Origin of the sequence: Citricoccus zhacaiensis (assembly GCF_014645315.1) — a bacterium.
GTDB classification, from domain to species: Bacteria; Actinomycetota; Actinomycetes; order Actinomycetales; family Micrococcaceae; genus Citricoccus; species Citricoccus zhacaiensis.
Window position 1 is genome coordinate 342,127 of the sequence record NZ_BMLQ01000003.1, and the last position, 16,237, is coordinate 358,363.

Sequence of the window (16,237 nt, forward strand, 5' to 3'; positions counted from 1 at the left end):
CCTAGACTGACCCCATGCCGTCCTTCCGCGCCCGACTCCAGATCGGTGACCTGTTGCCCGGCCATGCCCCCGAAGAGGTGATGGACCGCGCCGAGACGGCCTTGGCCGCCACCCACAACGTGGAGGCCAAGGACCTGGAGGTCGTGGCACGCGTGCCGCGCATCGTCCTGCGGTTCACGGTCCCCGACTCCACCTGGGACTGGGAGAACCGGGCCGCCCTCGCCGCGGCCGGCCGGATGCGCGAGGGTGTCCGGGACGTGGCCACGACCGGTCGCCTGGACGTGCTCCGCCGGGACCGCGGGCGGTGGTCGCCGGTCGGCTAGAACTCGTCGACCTCGTGGCCCAGGGCGGCCCGGTGCTCGGCATGGTTGATCCGGTAACGGCGGTTCTCGGTGGCCAGCAGCACCATGAAGAGGCCCATGGCGGCCACGATCGCGACCCAGACGGAGGGCATGGACCCCACGAGCCGGGGCACCAGGATCGAGGCCAGGCCCCAGGAGAGGCCCAGGGCGATGCTGATGCGGCCACGCTCGGTCATGGACATCATGGCGGTGCCCCAGACCACCACCACCAGGGTGAGCACGGTCCAGACCGGGCCGGGGATCCAGAGCAGGTTGATTCCGAGGGACTGCAGCCAGACGGACGCATTCGTGGCGGCGAAGATCAGGGCCCATCCCGTGAACAGCCCGATCATGCCGTCCGTGATGGCCCGCTCCACGCGATTCCGCGCGGTGTAGAGGTTCAGCTGATGGACGCTGTCCACCAGGAGATAGCCCAGGGCCAGCCAGACGAACAGCTCCACTCCGAGCATGATCCCGGTCCGGGCGAGGACGAACCACGCCACTGTGCCCACCAGGGCCACTGCCACGCGCCAGCCGGTGGCGCGTTGCCGGTCCGCGGACGCCTGGCTCGGCAACCACTGGTGCACCGTGTAGATGCCCAGGGCCACCCACAGCACCGGCCAGATGAGCTGGTGCCAGAAGGCCATGGACAGCATGGAGAAGCCGCCGGCGAACCGTCCCTGATGCAGCTCGTGCAGCCACGGCCCGGTGGCGTCCTCGCCCAGGAAACCCAGGCCGTAGACGCCGCCGAGCACGAAGGCCAGGTAGGCCACGGTCACGGTGACCCGGCGGAGCAGGTCCAGCGGGGTCGGTGCCGGGTCCGGTTCCCGGGAGGGCAGGTTGTAGGGCGGGATGTAGCCGTGAGGAGCCGGCGCCGGCTCTGGCCCCGTGGCAGTGGCGACCGGCCGGGTACGCCGGACCGTGGAGGCCTCGATGGCCTGGGCCTTCTCCACGATCCGGTCGCGGTGACGCCATTCCGGCAACGAGGCCCGGGCCCGTTCCAGCAGTTGGGCATCGGTCAGGTTCTCGCCGCGCTCTTCCAGCATGGCACGCCGTTCCGCCGGGGGCACCCAGTCGGTCCCATCGGACTCGCGGGCCGCGACCTGGAGAGCCCACGTCTCGCGTTCGCGCTGGCGGGCCAGCCACTCCTCGTGCTCCTGGCGTTCCATCTCCCGGCGCAGGGCCTCTTCCTCGGCGCGCTGGAGTTCCAGCAGCCGTTCCTGCTCGAGGAGTGCCTCCTCCTCGGCCTGGCGTCTGGCCTCGAGTTCGGCCTCCTCGGCGGCGAGCCGTTCGGCCTCGAGTCGGTCTGCCTCGGCTTGCTCGGCGGCGCGCTGACGCTCGATCTCCGCCTGCCGTTCGGCGGCAGCCTTCTCCTCGGCGCGGCGTTGACGTTCCGCCTCGCGGTGGGCCTTCTGCCGTTCGTAGGCGGCCTTCATGGTGGTCGGCGACTCGTAGATGGACTGGGAGACCTTGTCCCAGTCGGGTTCACCGAGGGAATCGAGCCAGTCGTTGAAGGACTCGAGGGGGCCCTGCGTCTCGTGGGTGCTGGCGTGCCGCAAGCGCGGCTGGTCCGCGGCGGGCTTCCGAGAGGATTCCGTGCTGGCCTCAGTGGCGCTTTCAGCAGCACTGTCAGGGACGCGATCGGAGCGTGATCCGCCACCCGCTCCGGTGGCTGCCGGACCGGACGGCCTCTCCGCCGCGGCCTTCATCCGTTCCAGCGCAGCAGAGGACGACGACTCAGCGTTCACCCATCACCTCTCCCCGAGCGCCGCCGGATGGCGACGATCCCCGCAATGATCAACCCTGCAAGGGTACCCAATCCCATGCCCACCACGGCGCTGGCCCAGAACGGCAGGCCTGTCGCGCTGCCGGTGAACCAGCCGAGACCCACCATGTAGACGGACCACACAACAGAACCGATACCTGACAGGGCCAGGAACGGGCCCCAGGGGATGCCGGCGATCCCGGCGGCGGCCATGGACGCCGTCCGGCCGCCCGACACGAAGCGCAACACGAACAGGGAGGCATACCCCGGCGCCGGGCCGGCCTTGTCCAGCAGCCTCAGGATCCCCCGGTGGATGCGCTGGCCCCACGAGGCGCGGTCGAGCAGCCCGGTCAACTGGAACCGGAACAGGGCGTACAGCCCGATGTCCCCGGCCCAGCACCCCAGCCACGCTGCCAGCACGGAGGGGACCAGAGCCACGCTGCCCAGCTGGGACATGGCCCCCGAGCCGATGACGAACAGTTCGCTCGGCACGGGCGGCACGGGCGCATCGACGGCCACCAGGACCGCGGTCAGGAGGTGGAACCACCCGCCCAGCGACTCGACCCAGGCGGTGTCCAAGCCCGCCTGCAGGTCCGTCACGCTCCCGGCTCCGGGCGTTCGGCCAGCGCCAGCCGGGAGCTGAACTGCCGTGGGGCACCGGTCAGCGGATCCGTGAACCCGATCGTGTGGGCCAGCAGCTGCAACGGCCGGTCGTAGTCGTCCGGGGCAGCGTCCAGCAGGACCGGATAGAAGGGGTCGTTGAGAATCCCCAGCCCGAGGGCGGCCAGGTGCACGCGCAGCTGATGGGTGCGTCCGGTCCGCGGATGCAGGCGGACGTGGGCGACGCCGGCCCCGGCCCAGGTGCCCGCGGAGACCCCGGTACCGATCAGCTCGATCCGGGTCTGGGCATTGGCCCCCACGGTCGGCCGGTTCGTCTTCCGGCCCGGTCGGGTGGCCTGGCCCAGGCAGCGGCCCGAGTCCCGGGGGCCGTAGTCCAGCGTGCGGGCGGTGAGCACACCCTTCACCTTGTCCATCCGGTTGCGGTAGGTCAGCGGGAACCGGCCGGCAGCGCCGCCGTCGGGAAGCGCCGAGACGGCCTCGTAGACCTTCCAGATCTGGCGCCGTTCGAAGAGCACCTGGTAGGCGCCCCGGGTGTCCGGATTGGTGGAGAACATCACCACGCCGGCGGTCGCCCGGTCGAGGCGGTGCATGGGCACGAGATGGTCCAGCCCGAGCTGGTTGCGCAGCCGCACCAGTGCCGATTCCTGCACGAAGCGTCCCCCCGGTGTGGTCGGCAGGAAATGCGGCTTGTCCGCCACCACCAGGTGCTCGTCCTGATGGAGCACCGTGATGGGGAAGGGGATGGGCGCCTCCTGCGGAACACTGCGGTAGTACCAGACGAAGTCGTGGGCGCTCAGGGGGGTGTGTTCGGTGACCGCGGTGCCGTCGGCGGCGCGGACCTCGCCGGTGCGGAAGCGTTCGACGATCCCCACCGGGTCCACATGGCCCCACCGGTGCAAAACGTAGGCCAGGATGGTGTCCCAACCGCTGTCCGGGACGGTGAGGCGGGTGGCGTTCACGCCGTCACGGACGGGCAGGGGCGGTTGCTGGGACACGGCCCCAGTCTTCCAGACCCGCAGCGCCGCCTTCTACGCCGCCGTCACTCGCGGTCAGTCACCGGTGGTCTCGTCCGCGCTGGCGGGCCCGCGGTTCTCCGGCACGAGGACGGTGATGTTGCCGGGCCCGGGCTTCGTCCGGCCGGAGCGACCGGTGGGGATCTCCGCGCCGACGTCCGCGATGACCGACTCCAGCTCGGCCCCCGCCGGGACCACGCAGTCGCCGAGCAGGACCGACCGGGACACCCGGGCGCCGGCTTCCACCACCACGCCGGGACCGACGATGCTGTGCTCGACCTCGCCCCTGATCCGGCAGCCGGCCGTCACGAGGGACGCGGACACCGTGGCCCGGGTGTCGATCCAGGCCGGAGGGGCATGCTTCGGGTTCGTGATCAGGGGCCAGCCGGGCCGGTCCAGGTCCAGGCCGGTGCCGTCCAGCAGTTCCATGTGCGCCTTGAAGTAGGCCTCCACGGTGCCGACGTCCCGCCAGTACCCGTCCAGCCGGTAGGCGTGCGTTCTCCGGTGACCCACGAAGGCCGGGACGATCGACTCCCCGTAGTCGCCCAGGGAGTCACCGTCCGCGTCCCCGCGCTCCGCCGTGAGCCGGCGGGTCACCTGCCCGAGTGCGGCCACGTCGTAGATGAAGATCTCCGTGGCCACCACGCTGCCCTCCGGATCCTCGGGCTTGTGGTCGTAACGGGTGACCGTGTGGTCCGCGTCCACCTGCACCACCCCGAAGCGGGAGGGGTCCTCGTCCGTCTGCGTGGTCACCACGGTCAGCTCGGATCCCCGGGCGCGGTGCTGCTCCAGCGCCGGCCGCAGGTCGAACTGGTACAGGTGGTCGGCGCTGAGCACCACCACGGTGTCCGCGCCGAAGGACTCCAGCAGGGGCACCTGCTGGTGCAGGGCGTGCCCGTTGCCGGCGGCGAAGCCCTCCTCGGTGCGCCCCTCGGCCGGGGGCAGCAGACGCAGGCCATGACGGGTGCCGTCCAGGTCCCACGGCCGGCCACCGGCCAGGTGCTGGTTGAGGGTGAAGGGCCGGTACTGCTCCACGATCCACACGTCCTTCAGACCCGAGTTGGCCAGGTTGGACAGGACCACGTCGATGAGCCGGTACTGCCCGGCCACCGGGACGGCCGGTTTGGATCGGGCATCGGTCAGCGGGGACAGCCGGCTGCCCTGGCCTCCGGCCAGGACGAGGGCCACGGTGGAATGGGCACGGTCCTGCGGGAACGGATCGGCCATCTGAGCCTCCTCGGGATCTGACGCCCCGGCCGCAGCTGATCGTCTGCGCGGGTCACTGCTGGCAACGCCTACACCAGTACAGCGTACGTGCCTCCCCGGAGGTATCCCCGAAGGCCTCCATGCTCACCGGCCCGCCGCAGCGCAGACAGCTCTCCCGCTGGCGGCCGTAGACCCAGTATGGCGGCGTGCTCCGCCGTTCCGGCCGGGCCGTGGGGAGCGTGACGCGCACGCCGTAGGGGGCGCCGTCGTCGGGCACCACGCTCGTGGTGGTGCGCCGGGGTGCCGGTCGGCCGGGCAGGGCCGGAGCCGTGTTGGCACGCATCAGGTCCCGGGCCAGGTCCACCAGGCCCGGCAGGTCTGGGACGGAGGAGACCGGCCGGTGCGGGTCCAGCCTGGCCAGCAGGAGGGCCTCGCAGCGGTAGATGTTGCCGATGCCGGAGAGCAGCCGTTGGTCCAGCAGGGCCAGTCCGATGGGCCGATCCGGGTCCGCGAGCAGCCGCCGGACCGCTTCCGCCCTCAGCTCGCCGGCGCGGTCAGGAGCTTCCCACTCCGGGTCCAGCAGGTCGGGACCGAGGAAGCCCAGCCGCTCCGGGACCTCAGCGGTGGGCAGGACTTCGAGCAGCCCCAGTTGGAACCCGACCACCTGGTGACGGGCCGTCTCCAGCACGCACCGGGCCTGCCAGCCGGGATGCCGCCAGCGCGGCGTGACCGGGGATCCGGCGCCGTCCACCCGGGTGTATGTCTCCCAGCGGCCCTCCATCTTGAGGTGGGAGAGCACGGTCAGTCCCTCGGCGGCGTCGACCTCGAGCAGGAGGTACTTGGCCCGGGGCCGGACCGAAAGCACCGTCGTCCCCGCAAGGTCCAGGGTGGCCAACCGGGGGACGCGGAAGTCGGTGCGGACTAGTTCCTGGCCTTCCAGCACCGGCCGCAGCCGGTCGGCCAGTCGGACGAGGGAGTCACCTTCGGGCATGGCTCACGACCTGAACCTCAGCCCGGACGGGGACGAGTAGAACCCTGCCTCGGCCAGTGCCGTGGCCAGGGCGGTGCCCGTGATGGCTAGGCCGTTGACCTTCTCCAGGGACATCTTCTCCACCCGCGCGGTCCGCAGGGCCCATGCCAACGCCGTGGCCATCGCGCCGAGGGCCGGGGGGTCGTCCGAGAACAGCAGCAGGGTGCGCCCGCCCCGTTCGACGTACAGGGCCAGTTCACCGGCTACGAGGACGACGACGGCGCCCGCCTTCCGCCCGGGCCGTTGCCCGGTCGGCCGCACGCCGTCCGGGCCGGCAGGAAGTTCCGGCCAGGGCAGGGCCGCGCCGTAGGGGTTGGCGGGGTCGGTGGCCGCCAACGCGATGGCGTGCGGCGCGGGCTCTGCGCGGTGATCCTGCCAGGGCGACGGTGCCCCGGCGTGCTGGGGGGACGGCACGTCCTGCTGGGCGAACCCGCGCAGCCGGTCCACGGTGGCCCCCGTGGAGAACTGGGCGGCGCCGAGGTGCTCCACGTAGTAGCCGCGGCGGACCTGCCCGGCCTCCTCCATCCGGCTCAGCAGCCGGTACTGGGTGGCGAAGCCGCCGGTGACCTCCTCTGCCATCACGGAGCCGCGGGTGATGACGCCATAGCGGTCCAGCAGGTATTCGGCGGTGGCGTGCGCCCGGACGGTCGCATCAGCCGAGGGCTCGGGCAGCAGGGACCAGCGGCCGGCGGCCCGGGCCACGTCCATCGGCCCCAGGTCCGCGGGCAGGCCACCGGCCGGACGCAACAGGGCATCCGTCCGTCCCGCTTCGGCGCCAAGACTGCCGGAGGCCTCCTCCAGCCGCTTCAGCCGAGACAGTCTCGCGCCGCGGCCGGGTCGTGCCGGCCTCGCCCGCGGCGACCGCGATCTGGACTTGTGCGCGGTGCGGCCCTGACCCAGCAGCCCGCGGATCGGGGCGAAGGTGTCGTTGCCCACGAGCCCGGCCCAGACCAGGTCCCAGAGGGCGCGGAGGAGCTCCCCGGAGGAGGCCCGCGGCGCCGGCTCGTCGCGCGTGACCTCCGTGACCTCCGCGGCAGCGAGGACGGTGCGCGCCCGCTCGGCGAGCTGGCCGAAGAACCAGGCGCCGCCGCCGTCGAGCACGTCCAGCAGGGCCCGGTGTGCGGGACCGAGTTCGACGCCCTCGGTCCGGGCCAGGGACAGGTCCGCGGACTCGGCACTGTGGAAGGCGACCCAGCCGTCATTGCCACTGGCGGCGGCCGTGCCGGACCAGAGGAACTCGCCACTGGCCAGCAACTCGTCCAGGAGAGCCGGCGTGTAGTCGCGGACGCGGGAGGGCAGGACGTGGCTCTCCCACCCGCTGGCGGGCACGGGGACGCCGGAGAGCTGGTCGAGCACGGTGGCCACCCCGTCGATCCCGGACAGCGTGGCCGGGGAGCCGCCGCCGGAAGCCGGGGACAGGTGCTGCCAGTCGGCGAGGAATCGGGCATAGGCGGACTGCTCGACCGGTTCCACCTCCGCCCGCAGCGCCGCCAGGGACCGCCGTCGGATGCGCCGCAACACCTCGACCTCGCACCACTCGGTCTCGTGCGGGCCGGCGGGCCGGGAGTCGTCCCCGTCAGCACCGTGGCCGGCCGTGGGGCGGAACTGCCCCTCGGTCACGCGGTGCTCGGCGGAGAGCCGCTGCAGGACCTGGAGCACGACGGCGGCGCCCAGCCCCAGCGCCCTCCCGGCCTCGGCGGCGGTGAAGGGCCCGTGGGTCCGCGCATAGCGGGAGACGAGGTCACCGAGCGGATCCTCGACGGGCTCGATGAAGGCCACGGGAAGGCCCATGGGCAGGGCGACACCGAGGGCATCGCGCAACCGGGCCGCGTCCTCCACGGCGGCATACCGGGTCTCGCCGTTGATCCTGACCCGCAGGGCCCGGTTCGCGGTGACGAGCTGGTCCAGCAATCCGATCGCCTCTGTGTGCTCGTGCGTCTCCTCGGCGGGACGTAAACGGGCTGCGGCACCCTCGGCGGTCAGGGGACCGAGCAGCCGGAGGAGGTCCGCGAGCCCCTCGGCGCCCTTGACCCGGCGGTCCGGGGAGAGCCGTTGCAGGTCCGCCTCCACCGTGGCCATGACGTCCGGATCCAGGAGGTCACGCAACTCGGCGCGCCCCAGCAGCTCGTTGAGCAGGCCGGGGTCCAGGGACAGGGCGGCAGCCCGGCGTTCGGCCAGTGGGGAGTCGCCCTCGTAGATGAACTGGGCCACGTAGCCGAACAGCAGCGACTGGGCGAAGGGTGAAGGGGTCTGCGTGGTGGTCTCCACCAGCCGCAGCGACTTCGCCTCGATCCGGGTCGCGAGGTCCTTGAGGGCCGGGAGGTCGTAGACGTCCTGGAGGCATTCGCGGACCGTCTCGAGGATGATCGGGAACTGCGGGTACTTCCGCGCGACCTCCAGCAACTGGGCCGAGCGCTGGCGCTGTTGCCACAGCGGGGAGCGTTTGCCGGGATCCCGGCGGGGGAGCAGCAGCGCCCGGGCGGCGTTCTCCCGGAACCGGGCGGCGAACAGGGCCGAACCGCCCACCTCGGCGGTGACGAGTTCCTCGAGTTCCTCCGCCGTGAAGAGGAACAGGTCCGCTCCGGGGGGCTCGTCCTCCATCATCGGCACCCGCAGGACGATGCCGTCGTCGGCGGCCATCGCCGAGCCGTCCATGCCGTACCGCGCATGCAGCCGGGCGCCGACGGCCAGCGCCCACGGCGCGTGCACCGGCATCCCGAAGGGCGAGTGCAGCACCACGCGCCAGTCTCCGAGCTCGTCATGGAACCGCTCCACCACGAGGGTCTTCTCCGTGGGCAGCTGCCCGGTGGCCTCCCGCTGCTCGGTCAGGTACGCGCTCAGGTTGTCCTGGGCCCACTCGTCCAGTCCGGCCGCCGCCAGGCGCTCGGCCATCGGGTTACCGACGCCGGCCTGGTCCCCGCCCAGCCCGGCCGACACCTCGCGGCGGAAGGCCCCGACCGCCTCGCCGAGTTCGACGGGACGGCCCTCGGCATCGCCCCGCCAGAACGGGAGACGCCCTGGCTGCCCGAAGGCGGGGATCACGAGGACCCGGTCGTGGGTGATGTCCTGGATCTGCCAACTCGTGGCGCCGAGCACGATCACGTCTCCCACGCGGGATTCGTAGACCATCTCCTCGTCGAGCTCGCCCACCCGGCGTCCGCCGGTACGCGCGGTGCCTGACGTGACCTTCGCGTCGCCGGTCTTCTCGTCCTCGGTGCCGGCGAGGAAGACACCGAAGAGGCCGCGGTCCGGGATGGTCCCGCCGGAGGTGACCGCCAGCCACTGTGAGCCGTTGCGTCCCGCCAGGGTGCCGGCCTCCCGGTCCCAGACCACGCGCGGGCGCAGCTCAGCGAACTCGTCCGAGGGGTAGCGGCCGGAGAGCAGGTCGAGTACCGACTCGTAGGCGGAATGCGGCAGGGTCGCGAAGGGCGCGGAACGGCGGAGCAGATCGAACCAGGCCTCGACGTCGAGCTCGTCCAGGGCACAGGCGGCCACGGTCTGCTGGGCCAGGATGTCCAGCGGGTTGGCCGGGATGGACATCGACTCGATCCTGCCGGAGAGCATGCGCTCGACCACCACGGTGGTGTCCACCAGGTCCCCGCGGTGCTTGGGGAAGAACCAGCCGGTGGAGGTCTCACCGACCTGGTGGCCGGCCCGGCCCACGCGCTGCAGCCCGGAGGCCACCGAGGGCGGTGACTCGACCTGGATGACGAGGTCCACCGCGCCCATGTCGATGCCGAGCTCCAGCGAACTGGTCGCGACCACGCAGCGCAGCTGGCCGGACTTGAGCGCGTCCTCGATGAGGGCTCGCTGTTCTTTGGAGACCGAACCGTGGTGCGCGCGGGCGAACTCGGTGCCGGTTCCCTGCGAGGCATGGCCGGCGGACTGGCCCGCGCCGCCCATCAGCTGGGCAGGAGGACCGGACCGGCCGGCGTCGGGCACCGGGGGCAAATCTGGGGGTGGCTCCGCGACCTGGCGTTCCTCCCAGATCTCGTTGAGGCGGCCGGTGAGCCGCTCGGCGAGCCGGCGGGAGTTGGCGAAGACGATGGTGGAGCGGTTCGCCTCGATCAGGTCGACGATCCGCTCCTCCACGTGCGGCCAGATCGAGGCGTTCGTCTGCAGCCCGGAACCGGGTCCCAGGTCGTGGGCGGAGGGGGCCGAGGGAAGTTCGGTCATGTCCGGCACCGGGACGGTGACGTGCACGTCCCAGGACTTAGTGGAGGCCGGGGCCACGATGCCCACCGGTTGGACGCCGCCGAGGAAGCGGGCGACCTCCTCCTTCGGCTCCACCGTGGCCGAGAGCCCGATCCGCTGGGCGGGCCTCGCCAGCAAGGCGTCGAGCCGTTCGAGGGAGACCGCGAGGTGGGCGCCGCGTTTGGTCCCGGCCACGGCGTGGACCTCGTCCACGATCACCGTCTGAACCCCCGCCAGGGTGGACCGTGCCTGGGAGGTCAGCATGAGGTAGAGAGATTCCGGGGTGGTGATGAGGATGTCCGGGGGATGGCTGGCCAGCTGCCGGCGCTCGCGGGCCGGGGTATCCCCGGACCGCACGCCCACGCGGACGTCCGGGGCGGCCTCGCCGAGGCGCTTGGCCGTCTGGGTGATGCCGATGAGAGGCGCCCGCAGGTTGCGCTCGACGTCCACGCCCAGGGCCTTGAGCGGGGAGATGTAGAGGACGCGGGTCTGATTCTTGGCCGAGGGGGCACGCAGGAACCCGTCGAGGGCCCAGAGGAAGGCCGAGAGCGTCTTGCCCGAGCCGGTGGGCGCGACGACCAGCACATGCTGGCCGGAGGAGATGGCGTCCCAGGCGCCGAGCTGCGCGGTGGTCGGCGCGGCGAAGGCCCCCTCGAACCACTCGCGGGTGGCAGGGGTGAAGCGGGCAAGCACCTCGTCCGCAGCAGGTTCTGCGGCGACGGGTCGGGAGTCTCGGGCCATCGCGGCCATGCTACGCCGGGACGCAGACGTCCTAGCCCTGTCACCTAAGGTGGGTGGACAGGGGACCGCTGAGGAGCCGGGAGTCATGATGAAGCGCAGGATCGGTACGGTACTGGGCCTCGGGGCCCTGCTGGTGGTCACCGGATGCAGCCAGGGAGGGACCGGGATCGCACTCCTCGACGAGCCCGCGACCGGGCAGCTGGAGGCTCCCGCTTGGGAGGGCATCGATCCGCAGAGTGTGCGCTTCGTGGCCGAGAATGAGGGCGTGTCCTACTACCTGGCCATGCCCGCCGATCCTGAGATGGCCGGAGGAGTGTGCCTGGTGGCTGGCGAGCCGGGCGCCATCGCCTGTGGTGGACCGTCTCCTGCCGGTCCTCCGCCTGGTTCCCCGCTCCTGACCCTCGATTTCGGCACGGGAGAGGCCGCCGTGTTCCGTGATGGTGCCGACACCTCGGAACTGACGGACGAGGGCTGGACCCAGGTTCACGAGAACCTGCTGGTGCGGGATTCCGAACGGGTCTCGTAGGTGGACAAGACCACCGCCCTACACGTGGTGGTACGGCCGGCCGCCGGCGATCTCCTGGGCGCGGTAGAGCTGTTCGGCCACGACCAGGCGGACGAGCTGGTGCGGGAAGACGAGCTGGGACAGTGACCAGACGGTGTTGGCACGGGAATGCACGGAGCCGTCCACACCGTAGGCGCCGCCGATGACGAGGGTGACGGTCTGTCCGGCGTCGAACCGGCCCTGGAGGTGACGGGACAAGCCGGGCGAGTCGAAGTTGGTGCCGCGTTCGTCGAGCAGCACCAGGTGATCGCGCTCGCCGACCTTGGCCAGGATGCGGGTCGATTCCTCCTCGCGGGCCGCGTCCCCCTCGCGGGAGGAGTGGGGAAGCAGCTGCCAGGTGACATCGAAGGGTTTCTTGAGTCGTTTGACGTAGCGGTCGATCCCCTCGGACACCCAGGATTCGTGTTTCTTGCCGACGGCCAGGACCTTCACGCTCATGGGACCATCCTGTCAGGACCGGGTCCGAGGGGATTCCGTGCACCGATGGAGGAGAACTCGCCGGGGTCTCCGCGCAGGGCCCGCAGTACGGTGCCGTGGAACCAGTCGAGGGCCGCAGTGTGCTGGCTGGTGGTCCGCTTCAGCAGCGAGATCTCGACTCCCGGCAGCTCGAAGGGCAGGTCTCGCAGGACCAGGGGCCAGGTCTCCGCCCAGCCGCGGGCGATCGATGCCGGGACGGTGGCGATCAGGGGGTTCGGCGCGGACAGCAACGGTGGCAGCGAGGCGAAATGACGCAGGGAGACCGCCGGATGAATCGGTGCTCCGAGCCGTCGGAGCGCCGCGTCCAGGGCCGGCCGGCCGGAGTCCCCGGCCACCACGGCATGATCGGCACGGAGGTAGTCGTCCATCGTCAGGGCCGGAGCCACCCCGTCGGTGCCGTCTGCCGCCAACGGATGGTGCTGGCCCATGAGCACGGCGTAGCGCTCCGACTTCAGCACCTGGTGTTCGAAGGACCCGGAGATCGGCAGGGACGTCACGGCCAGGTCCACCGTTCCCCGGGCCAGCCAGTCGGGAAGCTGATCGAGGTCCAGCGAGACCACATCGATGCCGATGCCCGGAGCAGCGGAGCGGACGGCGGCGAACAGCGCCGGGAAATAGCCGATCTCGCCCAACTCGGACATGGCCACGGTGAAGCGGCGGTCCGAGGTGGCCGGGTCGAAGGAGTGGACCGCGTCCAGGGCCCGATCGATGGTCATCAGGGCGTCGCGGAACGAGGGGTAGATCGACTGGGCCGCCGCGGTGGGCTCCATGGTCCGGCCCACCCGGTGGAACAGCGGATCATCCCATTGGCGTCGCATGCGCGTCAGCGCCTGGCTCACGGCGGGCTGGGTGACGTAGAGCCGGGCCGCGGCCCCGGTGAGGCTCCGCGATTCGTACACGGCCACGAAGGTCCGCAGGAGGTTCAGGTCCATGGCTCAGCGACTCAATCTGCGAGATCTATGGATAAGCAATTCTTATGCTCACCTCGCAGAACTATACGTAGGCTGACGGTGACATCGCCATCCGAGTACCGACGTCCACCGAGGAGTTCCTCATGTCCCAGCATCCAGAATCCCTGGCCGCGGCCATCGCCCGCGCCGGCTCGCCCGTCGAGTACCTGCGCCATGCTTCGTCGAAACCCACCGTCTTCCCCGTGCAGCCGGAGTTCACGAACTGGCGCTCGGAGCAGCAGTCCTGGCGCACCTCCGTGGCGCTGCTGGACCAGTCACACCACATGACCGACCTGTTCATCACCGGTCCGGATGCGCTGAAGCTGCTCTCCGACGTGGGCGTCAACAGCTTCGCGAAGTTCGCTCCGGACAAGGCCAAGCAGTTCATCGCCGTCAACCACGAGGGCTACCTCATCGGCGACGCCATCCTCTTCTACCTGGAGGAGGACTCCTTCGACCTGGTCGGCTGGCACATGGTGCTGGACTGGGTGCAGTACCACGGGGAGACCGGCGACTATGACGTCACCTTCGAGCGTGATGCCAGCTCCGCCGTGCGCCAGGGGGATCCGAAGCAGTACCGCTTCGAGGTCCAGGGCCCCCGTGCCCTCGAGCTCATGGAGAAGGCCACCGGGTCCGCGGTCCCGGAGACCAGGTTCTTCGGCATGGCCACCTTCGAGATCGACGGCGTCCAGGTCCGATCGCTGCGCCACGGCATGGCGGGGCAGCCGGGCTTCGAGTTGTTCGGTCCGTGGGCCGACGGTGAGCGGGTCCGGTCCGCCCTGCTGGCCGCCGGGGAGGGGCTGGACCTGGTGCAGGTCGGCTCGAAGGCCTATTCGTCTTCCAACCTGGAGTCGGCCTGGGTCCCCTCTCCGTTCCCGGCGATCTTCAGCGGCGAGGGCACCGAGGCCTACCGCGAGTGGTTGCCGGCCAGCCGGGCCGGTTCCCTGGCGGGCAGCTTCGACTCCGCGGCGGTGGAGGACTACTACCTGACGCCGTACGACCTCGGTTACGGACGGAGCGTGTCCTTCGACCACGAGTTCATCGGCAAGGCTGCCCTGGAGCGCCACGCGGCCGAGCAGCAACGCCAGAAGGTCACCCTGGTTTGGAGGCCAGAGGACGTCGCCGCCGCCATCCAGACCCAGTTCGAATCCGGGGTGCCGGCGAAGTACATCGACTTTCCCAAGGCCCGCTACGGCCAGTACCAGGTGGACCGTGTGCTCGCGGACGGTCGGGACGTCGGGATCTCGCACGACGTCGGCTACCTCACCAACGAGCACGCGTTCGTCTCGCTGGCGAGCCTCGACCATGACGTGGCGGCCCCCGGCACCGAGGTCACCGTGGTGTGGGGCGAGACGACGCCCTCGGCCAAGCCCTCGGTGGAGAACCACCGTCAGGTACGGATCCGGGCGACCGTGGAGCCGGCCCCGTACTCATCCTTCGCCCGGGAGAACTACCGCAAGAACTAGCGGGTCTCGGCCTCCACGAGGGCGTGCTCGGCGGCGACCCAGCCGAGCATCGCGCACTTCACCCGGGCCACGTAGCGGGAGACCCCGCCGAGGGCCACGGCGTCGCCGAGCAGTTCCTCGTCCGGGGCGATCTTGCCGCGCGACTGCATGGCGGTGCGGAAGGCGTCGATGCGGGTGCGCAGGTCTTCCACCGTCAGTCCTTCGGCGAGCTCGGTCAGCAGGGAGGCCGAGGCCTGCGAGATCGCGCAGCCGTGGCCCTCCCAGCGGATCCGCTCGACCACCCGGTCGGCACCCTCGCCGCTCAGGTGCACCTCGAGGGTGATCTCATCGCCGCAGGTCGGATTGAGCTGGTGCGACTGCCCGGCCGCACGGCCCAGCAGGCCGACGCCGTAGGGGTTCTTCGAATAATCCAGGATGACCTGCTGGTACAGGTTCTGCAGTTCGGACGAGCTCACGCCTTCACTCCAAAGAAGTTCGCGGTGGCGGCCACCCCCTCCAGGAAGCGGTCCACCTCCTCGGTGGTGTTGTAGAGGTAGGTGCTGGCACGGGTGGAGGCCGTGATTCCGAGCCGCCGGTGCAGGGGTTGGGCGCAATGGTGGCCCACGCGGATGGCGATGCCCTGATCGTCCAGGAACTGGCCGACGTCGTGGGCGTGCACCCCGGCGAGGTCGAAGCTGGCCGCGCCCACGCGCGGTCCGGGAGCGGATCCGCCCAGAACCGTCACGCCGGGGATCTCGGCGAGCCCGGCCAGCAGGCGGGCTCCGAGTTCGTCCTCGTGGGCGGCGATGCGATCCATGCCGATGCCCTTCAGGTACTCCACGGCGGCGGCCAGGGCAATGGCCTGCGAGACCTTCTGGGTGCCTGCCTCGAAGCGCTGCGGCGGCGGCAGGTACTCCGCGGCCTCCATGGTGACCGTGGTGATCATGGAGCCTCCGGTGAGGAACGGGGGCATGGCCGCCAGCAGCTCGCCGCGCCCGTAGAGCGCGCCGATACCCGTGGGGCCCAGCATCTTGTGGCCGGAGAACGCGGCGAAGTCCACATCGAGTGCCTTCAGGTCCACGGGCAGGTGCGGGACGGACTGGCAGGCGTCCAGCACCACGAAAGCTCCGACGGCGCGGGCCCTGGCCACGAGCTCCTCGACCGGGTTGATGAGCCCCAGGACGTTGGAGACGTGGGTGAAGGCCAGCAGGCGGGTGCGTGGGGTGATGACCTCGTCCGCGGCCTCCATCCGCAGGGCGCCGTCGTCGCCCACGGGGATGTAGCGCAGCGTGGCCCCGGTGCGGAAGGCGAGCTCCTGCCAGGGGATGAGGTTGGCGTGGTGCTCCATCTCCGTCACCACGATCTCGTCCCCGGCGCCCAGCCGGAAGCGTTCGGCGGCAGCGCCACCGCGGCCCGCGCTGGCATTGGAGAACGCGTAGGCCACCAGGTTCAGCGCCTCGGTGGCGTTGGAGGTCCAGACGAGCTCGTCCTCTTCCGCACCCACGAAGTCGGCGACCGTGGCCCGGGCGTCCTCGAAGAGCACGGTCGCCTCGGCCGCCAGCGTATGCGCGCCGCGGTGGACCGCGGCGTTGAGGTTCTCGTAGTAGTGCCGCTCGGCATCCAGCACGGTTCGCGGCTTCTGTGACGTGGCGCCTGAGTCCAGGTAGGCCAGCGGATGGCCGTTCACCTCGGTGGCCAGCAGCGGGAAGTCCTCACGCCAGAGATTGATCTCGGCCGCCGTGGGGGCGTGGGTCGTCTCGGAGGTTCCGGTCATCTGCGCTGCCTTTCGACGGGGTCGTCTGCCGTGTGCACCACTGGCATAGCACCGGGAGGCCTTGATTTGTTCCTCGTGTTACGCCCCGGGCCGACATGCGAGAAGGCCTCCACAT

General features: G+C 70.9%; 13 protein-coding genes. 3 read left to right on the forward strand and 10 right to left on the reverse strand.

Going from position 1 to position 16,237, the window contains the following annotated elements:
- Positions 1–14 precede the first annotated feature (14 nt).
- Entirely contained in the window at positions 15–323 is a 309-nt protein-coding gene (locus tag IEX49_RS07120; protein WP_188805467.1) for a hypothetical protein, read from the forward strand.
- Here the strand turns inward: IEX49_RS07120 and IEX49_RS07125 are convergent.
- Genes IEX49_RS07125 through IEX49_RS07150 form a run of 6 tightly spaced genes read right to left on the reverse strand, consistent with a single transcriptional unit; the run spans position 320 to position 10,911 of the window.
- The gene (locus IEX49_RS07125; protein ID WP_188805468.1) at positions 320–2,089 is read right to left on the reverse strand and encodes a TspO-related membrane protein; all 1,770 of its coding nucleotides are present in this window, start codon (positions 2,087–2,089) and stop codon (positions 320–322) included. The genes IEX49_RS07120 and IEX49_RS07125 overlap by 4 nt on opposite strands.
- Positions 2,086–2,706: a DedA family protein gene (locus IEX49_RS07130; RefSeq protein WP_229672354.1), complete on the reverse strand. Its 621-nt coding sequence runs from the start codon at positions 2,704–2,706 to the stop codon at positions 2,086–2,088. Before IEX49_RS07130 ends, IEX49_RS07125 begins: the two co-directional genes overlap by 4 nt.
- Positions 2,703–3,722, reverse strand: a complete 1,020-nt coding sequence (locus IEX49_RS07135; RefSeq protein ID WP_188805469.1) for a pseudouridine synthase — start codon at positions 3,720–3,722, stop codon at positions 2,703–2,705. The genes IEX49_RS07130 and IEX49_RS07135 overlap by 4 nt, the downstream gene beginning before the upstream one ends.
- A gap of 54 nt (positions 3,723–3,776) precedes the next feature.
- Positions 3,777–4,967: a glucose-1-phosphate adenylyltransferase family protein gene (locus tag IEX49_RS07140; protein ID WP_188805470.1), complete on the reverse strand. Its 1,191-nt coding sequence runs from the start codon at positions 4,965–4,967 to the stop codon at positions 3,777–3,779.
- Positions 4,968–5,019: 52 nt separating this feature from the next.
- Positions 5,020–5,937, reverse strand: a complete 918-nt coding sequence (locus tag IEX49_RS07145) for a DNA-formamidopyrimidine glycosylase family protein (protein WP_188805471.1) — start codon at positions 5,935–5,937, stop codon at positions 5,020–5,022.
- Between the two features lie 3 nt (positions 5,938–5,940).
- Positions 5,941–10,911, reverse strand: a complete 4,971-nt coding sequence (locus tag IEX49_RS07150) for an ATP-dependent helicase (RefSeq protein WP_188805472.1) — start codon at positions 10,909–10,911, stop codon at positions 5,941–5,943.
- An 85-nt stretch (positions 10,912–10,996) separates the two neighbouring features.
- Here IEX49_RS07150 and IEX49_RS07155 point away from each other — a divergent pair, with 85 nt between their 5' ends.
- On the forward strand, positions 10,997–11,437 hold the full coding sequence (locus IEX49_RS07155) for a hypothetical protein (RefSeq protein ID WP_188805473.1): 441 nt from the start codon (positions 10,997–10,999) through the stop codon (positions 11,435–11,437).
- Between the two features lie 18 nt (positions 11,438–11,455).
- Here IEX49_RS07155 and IEX49_RS07160 read toward each other — a convergent pair whose 3' ends face one another.
- Entirely contained in the window at positions 11,456–11,914 is a 459-nt protein-coding gene (locus tag IEX49_RS07160; protein WP_188805474.1) for a 23S rRNA (pseudouridine(1915)-N(3))-methyltransferase RlmH, read from the reverse strand.
- Positions 11,911–12,885, reverse strand: coding sequence for a LysR family transcriptional regulator (locus IEX49_RS07165; RefSeq protein ID WP_188805475.1), 975 nt, complete (start codon positions 12,883–12,885; stop codon positions 11,911–11,913). The genes IEX49_RS07160 and IEX49_RS07165 overlap by 4 nt, the downstream gene beginning before the upstream one ends.
- A gap of 122 nt (positions 12,886–13,007) precedes the next feature.
- Between IEX49_RS07165 and IEX49_RS07170 the strand changes: the two genes are divergently transcribed.
- Positions 13,008–14,369 carry an aminomethyl transferase family protein gene (locus tag IEX49_RS07170; protein WP_188805476.1) on the forward strand — a complete coding sequence of 454 codons (1,362 nt, stop codon included), beginning with the start codon at positions 13,008–13,010 and terminating at the stop codon, positions 14,367–14,369.
- On the opposite strand, the gene sufU is transcribed toward IEX49_RS07170, so the two are convergent.
- Both sufU and IEX49_RS07180 read right to left on the reverse strand, forming a co-directional pair.
- Complete coding sequence (gene sufU / locus IEX49_RS07175) at positions 14,366–14,824, reverse strand: Fe-S cluster assembly sulfur transfer protein SufU (RefSeq protein WP_188805477.1); 459 nt, start codon at positions 14,822–14,824, stop codon at positions 14,366–14,368. The genes IEX49_RS07170 and sufU overlap by 4 nt on opposite strands.
- Entirely contained in the window at positions 14,821–16,122 is a 1,302-nt protein-coding gene (locus IEX49_RS07180) for a cysteine desulfurase (RefSeq protein WP_188805478.1), read from the reverse strand. The genes sufU and IEX49_RS07180 overlap by 4 nt, the downstream gene beginning before the upstream one ends.
- Positions 16,123–16,237 lie beyond the last annotated feature (115 nt).